Genomic DNA, 14,765 nt, shown 5'->3' on the forward strand with positions numbered 1-14,765 from the left:
CGGCGCAAGCGCATTTGCTGTGCCGTTGGTTGGGAGTGCGCAAGGATGGGAGGCGCGGCGCGCGAGTCATGCGGGTACCGCTCGAAGCGGGTATCTGCGGACCGTCCGCAACGAGGCCGTCATCGCGTGACGAAAACCGGTACACATGTGTCAAAAGGCGACGCGTTTTTACATCGGGCCGCAAGACGTTTCGACACGCTCGGGCAATGCCAGCTGGCTGGCCGTCGCGGGAGCGTCGATTGCGCAACGGTCCGCTCCACTATCACTTCTGGGGCATCAGCGCGATGAATGGAGCAACGCCCAGTCGGCGTGCCGTGCGCTCGCGCATCCTGCACACGCTCGGCGAGGCGCTGTGGCGGCATCGCAGTGCCACCGCAGCGGCGGCGTCGCTGATGATCCTGGCGCGTCTAGGCGCCGTCTCGGTGCCGATCGCACTCAAGCATCTGATCGACGATCTCGGCCGCATTCACTCGCTGGCGATGCTGCCGGCGCTGCTCGCCATCGTCTATGCGCTGCTGCGCTTCCTGTCGGACGCGCTCGGCGAGGCACGCGATGTGGCGTTCAGCATCGTCGTGCAGCGCGCGGTGGCCACGCTGCGCGAACGTACGTTCGCTCAGCTACACCGTCTGGGCGCGCGCTTTCATGCGCAACGCGAAACGGGTGCGATCGTGCGCGACGTCCAAAAGGGCGCGGACGGGCTGGGCTTCCTGCTTGGCACCGCGCTGTTTTCTGTGCTGCCCACGGTGTTCGAAATCGCAGTGGTTGTGGCGATCGTCGCGTCGCACTACGACAGCGCCTTCGTGCTCGCCATCGCCGGGACCTTTGCGTGCTATGGGACCTGGACCGCGATTTACACGCGCCGCCGGTTCGCGTTCCAGCGCGCGGTGAACGCGCTGGAGGCGCAGGCGGACGGTCGGCTCGTCGACAGCCTCCTCAATCACGACACGGTCAAGTACTTTTCGACGGAGCAGCACGAAGTCGCACGGCTGCGCAGCGTGCTCGACGACTGGGTCCTCGCGCGCACGGCGAACCAGCGCGCGCTGACCGTGCTGCACGTGGGCCAGAGTGGCGTGGTGGCGACAGGTATTGCGGCAGTGATGGTGATCGCCGTGCAGAACGTGCTGACTCGCTCGATGACGGTGGGCGATCTTATCCTCATCAACGCATACATCATTCAGGTGTGCGCGCCGCTCAATACACTCGGCTTCGTGTTTCGCGAGGCCAACGATGCCTTCGTCGATGTCGAGAGGCTCTTCGCCATCCTCTGTGTGCGCGGCACGCCGGGCGAAGATGAGGACATGCCTGGAGCGCGCGCGCTGGTCGTGCGAGAAGGCGAGGTGGCGTTCCGGCACGTCGATTTTGGCTACGACGCGGGGCGCCCCCTGCTGCACGATGTGGGATTCCTGGCCGAGCCAGGGCGCACCGTTGCCGTGGTGGGTGGCAGCGGCTCGGGTAAATCCACGCTGATCCGTCTGCTGTTCCGCTTCTACCAGCCGCAGCGCGGGACCATCGCCATCGACGGCCACGACATTGCGCACAGCACGCAATCGAGCCTGCGCGAAGCGATCGGCATCGTGCCGCAGGACACGGTGCTGTTCAATGAGACAATAGCGTACAACATCGCCTACGGCCAGCCCGATGCCACCCGGGCCGATGTGGTGCGCGCGGCGCGCGCGGCCCAGCTCGACGACTTGATCGAGCGCCTGCCCGACCACTATGAAACGCGTGTGGGCGAGCGCGGCGTACGCCTGTCGGGGGGAGAACGGCAGCGCATCGCAATCGCTCGCGCGATCCTCAAAAACCCGCGCATCATGGTGTTCGACGAAGCGACCTCGGCGCTCGACACGCGCTCGGAGCGGGCGATCCAGAACGAATTGCAGCGCCTCGCACACGGGCGCACGACGATCGTGATCGCGCACCGTCTTTCAACGATTGTCGATGCAGATTTGATACTCGTGATGGAGCACGGCCGAATTGTCGAGCAGGGGCGGCACGACGCGCTGCTCGCCCGCGAGGGCGTGTATGCGAAGATGTGGGCGATGCAATGGCAGCAGGACGATCTCGAGCACGCTGAGCGGCGGCTCGTGACGACGCCCGTGAACGTGGCGAACCTGCTTGGACGGGTGGCCGAGCGTGTTCGTGATTCGCTGGGCGGAGCGGCGGCGCGGCTCGTCACGCAACCCGACGACGGGCTCTATGCCACTGTCGCGAACGGCGACGCGTTACTGGTGGCGCTCACGCTGCTCGTGGAGAACGAAGTGCAGAATGCGGCGTTGATCGCGGCTTCTGTTACCTCGGCAGGGGCCACGCGAGAAACGCGCGGCGTGCAACTGGCCGCGCGGCGCAGCGCCAATACGGTCTTGCTCGGCGTGGCGGGCGGCGCGCGGCCCGTACCGCTCGACGACAGCGCCCTCGCGCGTATCGAAGCGCTGCTGCGCAAGGCGGGCGCGAGTCTCACGCTAGATCCCGAAGGCCGCCGCGTGCACTACGCCGTGGCGCTGCCGCTGCATGCGCTGCTGCCCGAGCGCACCCCGGAGCGCGGAGGCGAACTCGCCGGACTGCGCATAGCCGTGCTCGACGACGAAGAGCAAACGCGCGACGCGCTGGAAGCTGCGCTCACATTGCATGGGGCGATCGTGCAGCTCGAAAGTAGCGGCGCGCGATGGCTCGCCGGGTTGCGCGAGACGCCGCGCGCCAGGTGGCCAGATGTACTGCTGTGCGACTTGCAGCTAGACGGCGAAGACGGAACGCAAATCGTCGCAGCGCTACGAGACATGGAAGCGCGCGGCGACTATGCAGGCAAAGTGCTTCCTGCCATCGCCATGACGGGCCAGGTTGCGCGTGCCGATTCCCCCGGCGAAGAACGCAGCCTGTTCGCCGCGCGGCTCACCAAGCCAGTTGCGGTGCCGGCGCTGCTGGCCGCGATCGTCGCGGCAACGCAAGGCGGTAACGAAGGCGCCGGCGCCAGCCACTGACTCTGGCCCGCCGTCTAGATGAGGGGCGTGCCGCCCGTCACCGCAACAGTGGCGCCAGAGATGTAGCTGCCCTCGTGCGACGCGAGCAGCACATACGCACCGGCTAGCTCCGCAGGTTGCCCTGGCCGCCCCATTGGCGTCGCCTTGCCGAAGTCGCGCACGTCTTCGGCCGGCATGGTCGACGGAATGAGCGGTGTCCAGATCGGGCCCGGCGCGACGCAATTCACACGGATGCCGCGCCCGGCCACGAGTTGGGCGAGACCGCCGGTGAGGTTCTGGATCGCGCCCTTCGTGGCGGCATAGGCAAGCAGTGTGGGCTTGGGCTTGTCCGCGTTGATTGACGCGGTATTGATGATGGCAGCGCCCGGCTGCATGAGCGCGACCGCCTCGCGTGAAATGCGGAACATGGCGCCGATATTGGTATCGAAGGTGCGATCCCATTCCTCGTCGCTGATCGATTCGATCGACTCATGCGTCATCTGGTACGCGGCGTTGTTCACGAGTATGTCGAGCTTGCCCAGCTCGCGCGCGGTCGTGCTCACGAGCTCGCGGCACCACGCACGGTCGCGGATGTCGCCGGGCAGAAGGAGCGCGCGGCGTCCGGCGTCTTCCACCCAGCGCGCCGTTTCCTTCGCATCGTCGTGCTCGTCGTAGAACGCGATGGCCACGTCAGCACCCTCGCGCGCAAACGCGATGCATACCGCGCGGCCAATGCCGCTGTCGCCGCCCGTGACGAGGGCGACCTTGCCGGCAAGCCGTCCCGACCCGCGATAACTCTTTTCGCCGTGATCGGGTTGCGGGTCCATAGGTGCGGTGCGCCCAGGCGTGCGGTCCTGCTGCTGATCGGGCATGGGCGGGGCGGGGCGATGTTCGTTCATGGTCCTTACCTCTTCGAAATGACGTTGCATGTTTTCTGCGTACCGCGCGAAGCGCAAGACATATGCCGCACGCCCTGCGAGGCTCCGCTCAGCCGGCGGGCTTGAGCACGACCTTGGTCCAACCCTCGTTGCGCGCGTCGAATTGCTGGTAAGCATCGGGCGCTTGCCCGAGCGGTAAGGTATGCGAAATGATCTGTGAGGGCCGCGCCTTGCCTGCCGCGATGAGATCGCGCAGCTTGCGGTTATACGCCTTCACGTTGGCCTGACCCGTGGCGATGTGCTGCCCCTTCATCCACAACTGGCCGAAGTCGAAAGCCAACTGGCCCTTCTTCGCCAACTCGTCCTGCGCACCCGGATCCTCCGGCACGAATACGCCCACCACGCCGATGCCGCCCGTTGGCCGCACGGCCTTCACGAGATTGTTCATCGTCAGGTTCGGCACTTCGCGGCCGTGACAGGTGCACTGATACCCCACGCACTCGCAGCCGCGGTCGGCCCCTTCGCCGCCGGTCATTTCGACGATGCGCTGTGCGGAATTGCCGTCGCTATCGTCGATGGGAATCGCGCCGAGCTTTTCCGCCAGTTGCAGACGGTCCCGGTGAGTATCGACGACCATGATTTTGCTCGCACCCTGAATCTGCGCGGAGAGCGCCGCCATGAGGCCCACGGGTCCCGCACCATAAATGGCGATACTGTCGCCGGGCTGCACGCCCGCGAGCACGGTCGCGTGCCAGCCGGTAGGGAAGATGTCGGACAGGAGCACGTAGTCGTTTTCCTTTTCCTCGGCATCGGGCGGCAGGCGCAGGCAGTTGAAGTCGCCGAACGGCACGCGCAGCAGTTCGGCCTGACCGCCGCTGTATGGACCCATGTTGGCGAAGCCGTACGCCGCGCCCGCCATGCCCGGATTGGCCGTCAGGCAAAAGCCTGTGAGCCCGCGCTCGCAGTTCTTGCAGAACCCGCAGCCGATATTGAATGGCATGCAGACGCGGTCGCCCACCTTCACGCGCACGACAGCGGAGCCCACCTCGATCACCACACCCAGATTTTCGTGGCCGAGGATGCGGCCGGTTTCCATGCTGGTGCGTCCCTCGTACATATGGAGGTCGGAGCCGCAAATGTTGGTGCTGGTGATCTTGACGAGCACGTCGGTAGGGCGCTCGATTTTCGCGTCCGGCATTGCTTTGACGGTGACTTTACGCGGACCTTCGTAGACGACAGCTTTCACTTGACTCTCCTCGGGAAGCGCGCGAGCCCTGCTGCGCGCGGTTGGCCTGACGCACGCGGTGTCTCGCCTCATCGCGAATGCTGCGCGCCCGTTGCTAGCGCATTGACCGTTCCCATTGAGCCGGCGGCAACGGAAGTCACGGCCCCGGGCTGGGTTGCGTCCGGGCTACGTGCCCGCGCCAGTCAAACAGCAGCGAGCGCGAGCCGCGAATTGACCTTGAGGGCGGAAGCGTCGTCGCGGTAGGGCGGGCGCGGTTCGAACGTAGGGTCGCGCGCCTTCGCGCAGGCGTCGCGTGAAGAAGTCGTTCCAGGACGCGAAGCCCCAATAAGGCTGAGAGCGCTCGCATAGATAGTCGTCCAGATGCGTCGTTTCCTGCGCTCGCTGGCTGAACCAGCCGTGCGGCGGCTGCGTGTTGAGATAGGTGCGCGAATGCGGGCCGCTCACGAAACTGCACCAGTACGAGAGTACGTTGCGCAATTGCGCATTGAAGAACGGGTCGCGAAACACGGCGTAGCCTGACGGCATGCACATGGGCCGGTCGAGTACAAGATTGAGCGGCGTGGCGATCGGCACGGAGGCATCTAAGGGCGGCGCGTAAGTCGTGAGGTAATCGACGATCGTCATAAGCTGGTCGATATTCCCGTAACCGAGTCGGAAGCCCGCGCGCAATGCTTCGTCGATCGCACGCGAGAGATTCATACGCGGCACCGTATCACCTCGTACGAGGTCGGCGAGTTCGAGCACAACGTTCGCCAATGGCGTGCCGCGCGCGGCGGCGGCGATCTGGAGACGAACGTCCGCGGCGACCTGTTCTTTTTGTGGCATCCAGTTGCCGAGGCGGCTTCGGGCCTTCACATTGGGCCGGGTGGTGGTGCCCATGCGTCGCTCCTTGTGTTCAGGAAATACGTTGGGAAGCAAGGCGGATACCTCGGGGAAACCCGCCGCGAGTGCTCCGACACCGCTGCCGCCCGCCGCTACTTGTGCGGCGCGGCCGCCAGGCACAGCGAGTGCGCAGACAAGACGACAGCCGAACGTTTGCATCTAAAAGGAATAAGCACCATGGCAAATACGGACTCGAATCGCAAAGGAGCCGCCGCCACGAATGTGACCACACCGACCGACTTGGGCGAAGACGCCCGAAGGGAAGTCTCGGCAGGGCGCACGAAGCTGCTCGCGGACGTTTTCGCGCTCTTCGCGAAGACGAAGAATTTCCATTGGCACGTCAGCGGTCCGCACTTTCGCGACTATCATCTGCTTCTCGACGATCAGGCTGCCCTGGTCTTTGCGATGATCGACCCCGTAGCGGAACGCGCGCGCAAGCTTGGTGGCACGACGCTGCGCTCGATAGGCGAGATCGCCTCACCTCAAGCGACTCTCCGACAACGACGCATCGTTCGTGGCCCCGGAGTCAATGCTCGAGGAGTTGCGACGCGACAACGAATCGCTTCAGACGTACATGCGTGATCTGCACGAAATTTGCGAAGAACGACGTCGCCACGGCGAGCCTGATCGAGAACTGGATCGACCAAACCGAAGAGCGCGTCTGGTTCCTGTTCGAGACGACGCGTCATACGCACACACGCTGAATGCGTTCGATTGATAGCATCACAGGAAAGCCAGCGCCTCACAAAGGCGCTGGCGCACGCCCTGCAGACCAGGAGGTCGATAATGGGAGACGAATCCACTACGCGCGCCGATCAACCGCCTGAAGGCACCCGCCGCAACACCGCAACGCCTGCGCACACGCAACAGGAGAAGCGCGACGAGAGCGAGAAGAGCAAGCACGAAGCGTCTGAGAACGACTTGCCGTCCACGCAGGAAAAGAATCCCATCCCGCCGGGGACGACGCGGAATACGTCCTGAAATCGCGTGCGGCGCTCCGCTCGCAGCCAAAGGCGCAGTTACGCAGAACGCCCGGTATTCCAGAAGAGGTGAAACGATCCGCGCGCGCCCCGCGGTATCGGGGGAGGACCAGGATGGGACCGCATCGCATTCTTTTTATCCGGCATGCGGAGAAACCGTGCGCCGCGTCCGGAAGCGGCGTGAATGCCGACGGCTGCACCGACGAAGCGAGCCTTGCCGTGCGAGGCTGGCAGCGCGCGGGAGCGCTTATACAGATCTTCTCAGCGCGCGAGGACGAACACGAAGGGCTGCGGCCCTCTACCGTGTACGCCGCGGGCGCGGGCATGGGCAACGGGAGCAAGCGTTCTATGCAGACTGTCGCACCGCTTGTAGCCGTGTTGCGCGCGCGCGCTCAGGTCAGGTACGAGACGACGTACGCCAAAGACGACGGCGCTGCCTTGATGGCCGACGTACTTATGCAGACCGGTGTGGTCTTGATTGCCTGGGAGCACAAGGTACTACCGTCGCTCGTCGCGCACTTGCCGGCTGCACCCAGTGTGCCTTGCGCATGGCCCGACGATCGGTTTGACGTGATCTGGATGCTCGACCGGACTGCGTGCGGATGGTCGTTTGTGCAGCAGCCGCAACTTCTGCTCGCGGGCGACAGCGCGTTGACCATTGTCTAGGCGGTCTATCGTTGGCGCGAGGAAGGGCACACATCTTGCGAGTGCCTGCCGCTTCTGGAAGCGGTACATCGATTGCTGCTGTTTGAGCCTCGCAGACGCATATCGGGAGCAGCATCATGATTATCCTCGTTACGGGCAGCACTGGTCTGATTGGCAATCAGGTACTCCAACACCTTGACGGCAACGGAGCAGAAGTGCGTGCGCTTACGCGGTCGCCGGAGCGAGCGCAAGTACCGGAAGGTCTCGGTGCGGTGAAGGGAGACCTTGTCTGACGTTGAGTCGATGCGAAAAGCGATGAGGGGCGTCAGCACCTTGTTCCTGCTCGTCCCCAATTCCCCCGGCGAGCTTACGCAAGTGCTCCAAACGCTGAATGTGGCGCGCGAAGCTGCGGTCAAGGGGATTGTCTACCTGTCCGTGTTCAAGGGCGCCGAATACGTCGACGTCCCTCATTTTCGCCAGCAAGTATTCTGCCGAGCGAATGATCGAACAGCTCGATCTACCCGCTACGGTCCTTCGCCCCGCATATTTCATTCAGAACGACAATGGTCAGAAGGAGCCGCTCCTCTCGCAGCGGGTCTATGGCATGCCGATCGGCCGCAAGGGAATCTCGATGGTCGACGCACGCGACATTGGCGAGGCTGCCGCGCTTGAACTGTTGCGTCGCGAGCGCGCTGCACAGTCACGTGCGCGGGAAACGTATGAGCTCGTCGGACCCGAGGTCATCAATGCGGATATGGTGATCTCTATCTGGAGCGAGGTGCTCGGGCGGTCGATCCATTACGCTGGCGACGAGCTCGGTGCGTTTGAGACGCGACTCGGCACGACTGCGCCAGCGTGGATGGCGTACGACATGCGGCTCATGATGAACCGATATCAGCAGGACGGTGCCATCGCATCCGGCGCGGAGGTCGCGCGCCTCGCCGCGCTCTATGGGAGGCCGCCGCGCTCCTGTCGCGATTTCGCAGTTGAGACCGCCGCTGCATGGAAATGAGTCGAGGTCGTCCGGCGGCGCCAACCGAAAGGGAGTACGAGCGGGGCCCTGGGTACGGTGAATGCGGAGAAGGCGAGGCAGAAATCCTTTCGTCAATGCCATGACCAAAGCTGCGATCGCGAACTTTACAAAGGAGCTTGCGAAACAGATGATCAAACGGGGAATCCAGGTGAATGGCGTCGCGCCCGGACTTTCTGGACGGCACTTCAGGTGAGCGGTGGGCAGACCATCGAGAACGTGCAGAAGTTCGGCGAACAGGTACCCGTAGGGCGGGCCAGCCTGCAGAGCTTGCCCTCTGTCGAGCTCGCTTCTGCGCAGGCTTCCTACGTGACAGGGCAAATCTACGGCGCGTCAGGTGGCGCCGGAAATCCGTAAGCGTTCATGCAGCGTAATTGGCGCGACTGGGTGCGATGCTTGCGCCCTCGCGGAAGCCCGTCAGAGGCTTCCATCCGTTTCAGGGAGAGTGAAATGGTAAAGCCACATTCCATGTTGATCATCGCAGTGACGGTGCTTTCTATTGCATTAGCGCCCGGCATGGCCACCGCGCAGACGAGCCCGCCCGACGCGTCAGCGAATGGGAGCACGTCGAAGGCGCAACGCAAGGAAGCACGCAAGCAGGCGCGAGCGCAAAGAAACGCGGAACTGAAGAAGCTCGAAAAAAACGGATATAACCCGGCTGCGGGAAACGATCCCAATTATCCGAATGATATTCAGAATGCCGAAAGAAAGGCGGCGACGCCTGGCGGCGCGAGCCAATAGATGGTGCAGGCGCAATGAGTTGGCCCGAAACGGAGTGCAAACATGAAGCTGATGCTGCGCAGCAATGCGTGATCGTGACCGACACACCCGGAGGCCGACGCACGGTGTCGGGCGCGCGGGGGACGCAGACACCCGTGGTGAAGCCGGCCGCTCTCCATTCCGGCTTGATGCCGCATGCCGCGCGAAAACAGTTGCGATCGCGATGACCGCGGCACGGCTATTGCTCGGCGGTGGCTACCATCGTGGTCACTGGATCGAGGCAAGTCGTGGCGAAAACTCAGAAGAGCACACGAAACCAGAATCGCGCGCCGGGAACGCGCGTCGCGTCCAGTACGAGTTCCGTGCCTTCCGGGCTGCGCTACGTCGACAACACGTGTCGCGGGTATACAAGAAAACGCATTGGCGGAACATTCGTCTACTTCGATCCACACGGCGAGCCCATCGAGGACGACGCCGAGAATCGCCGCATCAACGCGTTGGCGGTACCGCCCGCCTATACCGATGTGTGGATCTGCCCGGACGCGCGTGGTCATTTGCAGGCAACGGGCCGCGACGCACGTGGGCGCAAACAGTACCGCTATCACCCCCTCTGGCGTGAAACGCGCGAGGCGACCAAATACGAGCGCATGCAGGCGTTCGGCGCCATGCTGCCTCGACTGCGTGCGCGGATGGCGCGGGATATTGCGCTTGACGGCATGCCGCGGAACAAAGTGCTCGCCACCATCGTGCGTCTGCTCGACACGACGCTGATCCGCGTAGGCGGCGAGGAATACGCGAGGGAAAACCGCTCATATGGGCTAACGACGCTGCGCAAGCGGCATCTGAAAGTTTCGTCCAATGGGCTGCGCTTCAGGTTTCGCGGCAAGAGCGGTATTGAGCACGACGTTGCCGTCAGCGACGCACGCGTAGCGCGGATCGTCAGACTCTGCATGGAACTGGCGGGCCAGGAACTCTTCCAGTATCTCGACGCAGACGGCTCGAGGCATTCTGTCAACTCCTCGGACATCAACGATTATCTGCATGAGGTTACGGGCGCCGACTTCACGGCGAAGGACTACCGCACGTGGGCAGGCAGCGTCTTCGCACTTGCGGCACTGCGCAAGCTGGAATGGGAAACGGTGGCGCAGGCGCACAGACACGTCGTCGGCACGATCAAGCAGATCTCGCAAATACTGCGCAACACTCCAGCGGTTTGCCGCAAATGCTATATACACCCGGCCGTGATCGAAGCGTTCGAAGCGCGCACGCTGGTTCTAGAGGATCCACCGGCGCGACGCCGCGGACTCAAGGCCGATGAAGCCGCGCTCATTATGTTCCTGAAGGGTGACGCAAAACGCCGGGCGCGCGAGGTGTCGAGCCGCAAGCGCAACGGCGCGTCGAGTGGCCCGAGCCTAAGCGGCCTGCGCGCGCGATCCAGTCAGGAAGCGCGCGCGAACGGTTCAAAAGACACCGCTAAAAGTGACGCGGTGACGTCGCGGAAACCCGCGATGGGACGGCCTCCTTCGCGGCCCGCACGATCGTCTGCAGCGAAGAAGCCTCAACGTGCGCGCTCGCCGTCCGAGGTAGCTTCCCGATAATCCGGCGGGAGTCGTAGCGTGCTATTTCTTCCTGCGCCCCGTGTCACATTTCGGCGCTGATGGGGCGTGCGGGCGCTTCACACTGCACACCAAAAGGTGCGCCATATTCGGCGAGCAATGCTTCGAAGTGCGCGGGTTCGAGCGGCGAGGGAGGTCCGAGTCGGGGCTTCAACTGCGCCAGTTCCCGTCCGTATCGCTCGAATGTGGCGAAATCGCGCGGATAACGCTCGCTGTCGACGCCCGTGAAGCGCCCCTCGTGAGCAGCGTGAGCCAGCAGCACTCGCCAGCGCTGGATCGGCGCGAGCCCGATGCTTTCGGTACCGTGGGAGAACAACGTCATGTCGATGTCTTCGAATGCCGGCGTGCTGTCCAGGAAGCGCTGCAGGGCGTTGGCCGAGGGCTCGACGCCGAACAGCAGCCAGAACGGTATGGCGTGAATCTCGAGCGTCGTGAGTGGATCCATCAGCATGAAAGAATCGACGAGGAGGCGGCGCGTCTCGATGACGCTTTCCTGATACCAGTGCCGATAAACAGCCGCGGTCGCGAAGCTCAGCGCTTCGGGTTCTTCAAAACGGATCTCGACGATCCGCCATTGCATTGGCCCGGCCAGTTCGACGAGATCGTCGCGCAAGGCAGCGTCGAAGCCCCACTCGGCTTCAGGGGCGCGCGCGTCGGGAGCAGGGGGCTCCCAGCGCGTGCGCACGCTGCCATAGTGCGCGAGAAACGCGCGCACGCGCTCGCCGCCGTGCAGATATTCGTCTTCGGTCGCGCCGCCAGTGGCGCCGAACTGGAAGACCGAACGCTCGCTCGTGCGGGTGACTGCCCAATCGCGTGTGCAGTTCACCACATAGAGGGTCCCTCCGCCCTCGAGATTGCCGAGCAGGAACTCGCGAAACGCGAGCGGCAGGCGTCGAAACTTGAGCCGGAAATAGCGCATGCCGTGCAGCATCAGGCGGTCCTGGTTGGGGTCGTGCATCTGGTGAACGGCAATGCGATCGTCGGCGTTGAGCAGTGCGTCCGTGATACGCCGGCTCGTGTCGAAGCCATGCTGCACATCGTCGGGATCGCTGAATGGTGCGCGTACCGGGCATAGAAATGTTTGCGGCAACCAGGGCGCGCGCAGCGCAGCCGCGAGATGGATCATCGCTCCGTTTGACGACCCGATAAATGCGCAGCGGCGGGGGACTTGCGGATATAGGTCCGTTAGCCACTGCGCAATGCGTTCGACGTCGAGGCTCTTCGCGCGGCGAGGATCGATGCCTTCGCTCATGCCGCCCACGATATAGGTCCATTCGCGCTGACGTTTCGGCAGCGCATTGATCGCGGGCATGAAGCGGTCGAGCAGGGGCGACTGGCTCGGGCTCGAAAAACGTCTCCCGTGCAACATGCTCGCCAGTGCCTGGGCCATGGCGGCGGCGGAATCGAAACGGGCGACGCCCGGCGGCGGCTTGTTCATCGAAGCGCTCCCTTGCTATACACCGACGGCAGCGGCCTTGAGGAACGGTGTGATCGCGAACGCGAACGCGTTTGGCGCGGCGTAGTTGAGTGTGTGCGTGCCGCCTTCGATCGGCATCAGCCTGCCGTGCTGCAGTTTGCGCGCGGCCTCTGCGCACCAGCCGGGAGGAGCGACGGGGTCGCGCGTGCCCACGACGACGAGTGCGGGCGCAGCGATGCGCGGGAGCCGCTCGTCGACGGGCTCGCGCGCCAGCATGCGCATGGTGGCAAACGCGCGCCACAATCCCGCCTTGGCGTAGTCGATCCGGCCGGCCTTCGCGGGCGTGTGGGGACGCTCTCGCAGTCCGTTGACCCAGTCGCGCCACGCCTGGCGCGGCAGCGAGCGTGCGCCAGGGTCCGGCGTGGGCGCTTGCAGAACGAGACGATCCACTGCCTGCGGATAGCGCACTGCGAAATCGGCGAGGACCTGACAGCCGAACGAGTTGCCTACGAACATCGCTCGTCCGATGCCGCACGCGTTCAGCCAAAGATGCAGCGCTTCGGCAAGCTGCGCGATGCTCAGCGCGTCGCGCGTCGCGCGCCCGCGCGAGTGGACTCTCGCCGAAGCCGGGCAGGTCGGGAGCGAACACATCAAAGTTGCGCTTGAGCGCATACGCGAGGGGTTCCATGTAACGGCTCGAGACGACGAGGCCGTGGACCAGCACCACGGGCAATCGGCCGGGCGCGCGCGCGTGGCAGCGGGCGACTCGATAGAACATGCGGTATGGGCCGGCCTGCACGAAGGCGCCTTCGATGCCGCAGCGGCGGCTGCCTCGGTCGATGGCGGAGGTTTGCTTGAGCCTGCGCCAGACCACCGTCAGCCACACGATGGCAATGACGCAGACGCACGACAGGCAGACGAGAAAAATGAGCACGGCAGCCCGCTCCTGCGCGCTCGCGGCACGCGGCCGCCGCGCGCTATCGCAATCACAATAGCAAAGCGCGTTCCACCAGGATCAGAACTGCGAGCCCAACACATCGTCGAGAAAGCGCAACACGTGAGCATCACCTCCGCGCTCCCATGCATCGACGTGCGAGGCGCCGGCGATGATAGCGAAGCGCCGGGGCGCCCGGATCGCCGTGAGGAGCCGTGAGAATTGTGCCGTGGGACGATCTGGTCAGCGTCGCCGCCGTAAATGAGGATAGGGGCGCGCACGTTGCCGATCTTGGCGAGATTGTCATAGCGGTCGCGCACGAGCCACCGCAAGGAAACGATGCGCGGCAGCCAGCGCATGCGCATGGCGGCGACATCGGCGATGCTGGTGAACGGGGCTTCGAGCAGCAGGGCGGCGAGTGGGCATTCGGTCGCGATCTGCACTGCCACGCCCGAGGCGAGCGAATAGCCATGCAGGACGAAGTCGCGAGAGTGCCGCGCGGCGAATGCGATGGCAGCGCGGCCGTCGGCGTAGAGCCCCGCTTCGCTGGGACGCCCAGGTGCGCCACGTAACCGCAATAGCCCGCGAGCAGGACGCCGTAGCCCGCGTCGAGCAGCGCGTGCGCGATATGAGTTCGCTGGTAAGGTCCTCTCCGTTGCCATGAAAGAGTACGACCGTGGCGCGGGCAGGGTCCGCGGGCGCCACGTGACCGCAATTCAGTTCGTTGCCGTCGGCGGTGCGCACACGCACGTGTCCGATGCGCCCTTGCGCCTCAGGCCGTAGCGGCCCGCGCTGCAGGCGCTCCGACGGGTAGATCAGCCGGCCTTGCAGCCAGTACAGCAACGCAACGACGCAACCGTAGAGCAGCAAAGCGGCGGCGACAGCGAGGACGCGAGATATAGCGGTGTATTCATGATCTCGTTCTTCGCGCACTGAACATTCCCGATCGGAGGTTCGATTCTTGCGCATCGGTACGGTCAGACAGTTCTTGTTGGAGGACCTGTCGTGGAATTGGTGACCCTGGATGCGGTTGAGTTCACATTCTTTCCGGTTGCGCTCGAAACCGGAAAGGTGGCTCACCGCGCGATGTTCATTGGAACGCTTGCCCTGCCAGTTGTCGTCATATACAGGGCGGACGGGAAAAGGTCTGCGCGCATTGCTTTCGACGTCCCGCGCGACGTCGCGAAAGCAAAGCACTACGCCGACCATGCCGATGTGGTGCGAGACGCCATCGGTCAGGCGATCCGGGATAACCTCTTTGATAACCCGCCAGAAGCGACCAATGCCCTCGCAAATGATGCACCGCGATGGCCGGGAAATCTGCAGCTTGCCCGTACCTGAGATTGCAATCGGCCGCTGGGCACCCCAGCGGCTTCGCCGCGATCTCCGGAATGAGCGTATCTTGCACAGCGTGGCGCAGCGTGAATTTTCACTCAGCGACGACTAAAGTGCCTTGGCGAAAC

At 64.2% G+C, this 14,765-nt stretch carries 13 protein-coding genes and 3 pseudogenes; 10 read left to right on the forward strand and 6 right to left on the reverse strand.

The features are described from left to right. Window positions 1–284 precede the first annotated feature (284 nt). Window positions 285–2,975 carry an ATP-binding cassette domain-containing protein gene (locus BLU17_RS30330; RefSeq protein WP_092005940.1) on the forward strand — a complete coding sequence of 897 codons (2,691 nt, stop codon included), beginning with the start codon at window positions 285–287 and terminating at the stop codon, window positions 2,973–2,975. 14 nt (window positions 2,976–2,989) lie between these two features. Here BLU17_RS30330 and BLU17_RS30335 read toward each other — a convergent pair whose 3' ends face one another. The 3 genes from BLU17_RS30335 to BLU17_RS30345 form a co-directional block, all read right to left on the reverse strand. Continuing rightward, on the reverse strand, window positions 2,990–3,853 hold the full coding sequence (locus BLU17_RS30335) for an SDR family oxidoreductase (RefSeq protein ID WP_092005858.1): 864 nt from the start codon (window positions 3,851–3,853) through the stop codon (window positions 2,990–2,992). Window positions 3,854–3,941: 88 nt separating this feature from the next. Beyond that, a complete protein-coding gene (locus BLU17_RS30340) occupies window positions 3,942–5,078 on the reverse strand; it encodes a glutathione-independent formaldehyde dehydrogenase (RefSeq protein WP_092005860.1) in 1,137 nt (378 codons plus the stop codon). Window positions 5,079–5,243: 165 nt separating this feature from the next. Continuing rightward, window positions 5,244–5,957, reverse strand: coding sequence for a phophatidylserine decarboxylase associated domain-containing protein (locus BLU17_RS30345; RefSeq protein ID WP_092005863.1), 714 nt, complete (start codon window positions 5,955–5,957; stop codon window positions 5,244–5,246). A 180-nt stretch (window positions 5,958–6,137) separates the two neighbouring features. Here BLU17_RS30345 and BLU17_RS30350 point away from each other — a divergent pair. The 8 genes and pseudogenes from BLU17_RS30350 to BLU17_RS30380 all read left to right on the forward strand — a co-directional run bounded on the left by BLU17_RS30350 (window position 6,138) and on the right by BLU17_RS30380 (window position 10,933). Then, a pseudogene (locus tag BLU17_RS30350) lies at window positions 6,138–6,664 on the forward strand (Dps family protein). An 82-nt stretch (window positions 6,665–6,746) separates the two neighbouring features. Next, window positions 6,747–6,941, forward strand: coding sequence for a hypothetical protein (locus tag BLU17_RS30355; RefSeq protein WP_092005866.1), 195 nt, complete (start codon window positions 6,747–6,749; stop codon window positions 6,939–6,941). A gap of 179 nt (window positions 6,942–7,120) precedes the next feature. Then, window positions 7,121–7,606 (forward strand): phosphoglycerate mutase family protein, encoded by a 486-nt coding sequence (locus BLU17_RS30360; RefSeq protein WP_245747088.1) that lies wholly within the window; start codon window positions 7,121–7,123, stop codon window positions 7,604–7,606. 116 nt (window positions 7,607–7,722) lie between these two features. Further along, window positions 7,723–7,878 carry an NAD-dependent epimerase/dehydratase family protein gene (locus BLU17_RS34485; RefSeq protein WP_342713887.1) on the forward strand — a complete coding sequence of 52 codons (156 nt, stop codon included), beginning with the start codon at window positions 7,723–7,725 and terminating at the stop codon, window positions 7,876–7,878. Window positions 7,879–8,084: 206 nt separating this feature from the next. Continuing rightward, entirely contained in the window at window positions 8,085–8,597 is a 513-nt protein-coding gene (locus BLU17_RS34490; protein WP_342713888.1) for a Rossmann-fold NAD(P)-binding domain-containing protein, read from the forward strand. Between the two features lie 97 nt (window positions 8,598–8,694). Continuing rightward, a pseudogene (locus BLU17_RS30370) lies at window positions 8,695–8,972 on the forward strand (SDR family oxidoreductase); the annotation flags it as partial. A gap of 111 nt (window positions 8,973–9,083) precedes the next feature. After that, window positions 9,084–9,356, forward strand: a complete 273-nt coding sequence (locus BLU17_RS30375; protein WP_245747089.1) for a DUF4148 domain-containing protein — start codon at window positions 9,084–9,086, stop codon at window positions 9,354–9,356. A 266-nt stretch (window positions 9,357–9,622) separates the two neighbouring features. Next, on the forward strand, window positions 9,623–10,933 hold the full coding sequence (locus BLU17_RS30380; protein WP_092005875.1) for a DNA topoisomerase IB: 1,311 nt from the start codon (window positions 9,623–9,625) through the stop codon (window positions 10,931–10,933). 43 nt (window positions 10,934–10,976) lie between these two features. Here the strand turns inward: BLU17_RS30380 and BLU17_RS30385 are convergent, their stop codons facing one another. The 3 genes and pseudogenes from BLU17_RS30385 to BLU17_RS34695 all read right to left on the reverse strand — a co-directional run. Continuing rightward, window positions 10,977–12,389, reverse strand: a complete 1,413-nt coding sequence (locus tag BLU17_RS30385) for a hypothetical protein (protein ID WP_092005878.1) — start codon at window positions 12,387–12,389, stop codon at window positions 10,977–10,979. A gap of 15 nt (window positions 12,390–12,404) precedes the next feature. Then, entirely contained in the window at window positions 12,405–13,019 is a 615-nt protein-coding gene (locus BLU17_RS30390) for an alpha/beta fold hydrolase (protein ID WP_176929239.1), read from the reverse strand. A 7-nt stretch (window positions 13,020–13,026) separates the two neighbouring features. Further along, window positions 13,027–13,146 (reverse strand): annotated as a pseudogene (locus BLU17_RS34695) (alpha/beta fold hydrolase); the annotation flags it as partial. A gap of 1,161 nt (window positions 13,147–14,307) precedes the next feature. Here BLU17_RS34695 and BLU17_RS33400 point away from each other — a divergent pair. After that, complete coding sequence (locus BLU17_RS33400) at window positions 14,308–14,643, forward strand: hypothetical protein (RefSeq protein ID WP_092005887.1); 336 nt, start codon at window positions 14,308–14,310, stop codon at window positions 14,641–14,643. Window positions 14,644–14,765 lie beyond the last annotated feature (122 nt).

Origin of the sequence: Paraburkholderia lycopersici, assembly GCF_900096975.1 — a bacterium.
Lineage (GTDB): Bacteria > Pseudomonadota > Gammaproteobacteria > Burkholderiales > Burkholderiaceae > Paraburkholderia > Paraburkholderia lycopersici.

Excerpts from the sequence above, each read along its gene's own strand:
- BLU17_RS30330 (WP_092005940.1), top strand. The coding sequence starts at position 285 with ATGAATGGAGCAACGCCCAGTCGGCGTGCCGTGCGCTCGCGCATCCTG.
- BLU17_RS30335 (WP_092005858.1), bottom strand. The coding sequence starts at position 3,853 with ATGAACGAACATCGCCCCGCCCCGCCCATGCCCGATCAGCAGCAGGAC.
- BLU17_RS30345 (WP_092005863.1), bottom strand. The coding sequence starts at position 5,957 with ATGGGCACCACCACCCGGCCCAATGTGAAGGCCCGAAGCCGCCTCGGC.
- BLU17_RS30355 (WP_092005866.1), top strand. The coding sequence starts at position 6,747 with ATGGGAGACGAATCCACTACGCGCGCCGATCAACCGCCTGAAGGCACC.
- BLU17_RS34485 (WP_342713887.1), top strand. The coding sequence starts at position 7,723 with ATGATTATCCTCGTTACGGGCAGCACTGGTCTGATTGGCAATCAGGTA.
- BLU17_RS34490 (WP_342713888.1), top strand. The coding sequence starts at position 8,085 with ATGATCGAACAGCTCGATCTACCCGCTACGGTCCTTCGCCCCGCATAT.
- BLU17_RS30375 (WP_245747089.1), top strand. The coding sequence starts at position 9,084 with ATGTTGATCATCGCAGTGACGGTGCTTTCTATTGCATTAGCGCCCGGC.
- BLU17_RS30385 (WP_092005878.1), bottom strand. The coding sequence starts at position 12,389 with ATGAACAAGCCGCCGCCGGGCGTCGCCCGTTTCGATTCCGCCGCCGCC.
- BLU17_RS30390 (WP_176929239.1), bottom strand. The coding sequence starts at position 13,019 with ATGTGTTCGCTCCCGACCTGCCCGGCTTCGGCGAGAGTCCACTCGCGC.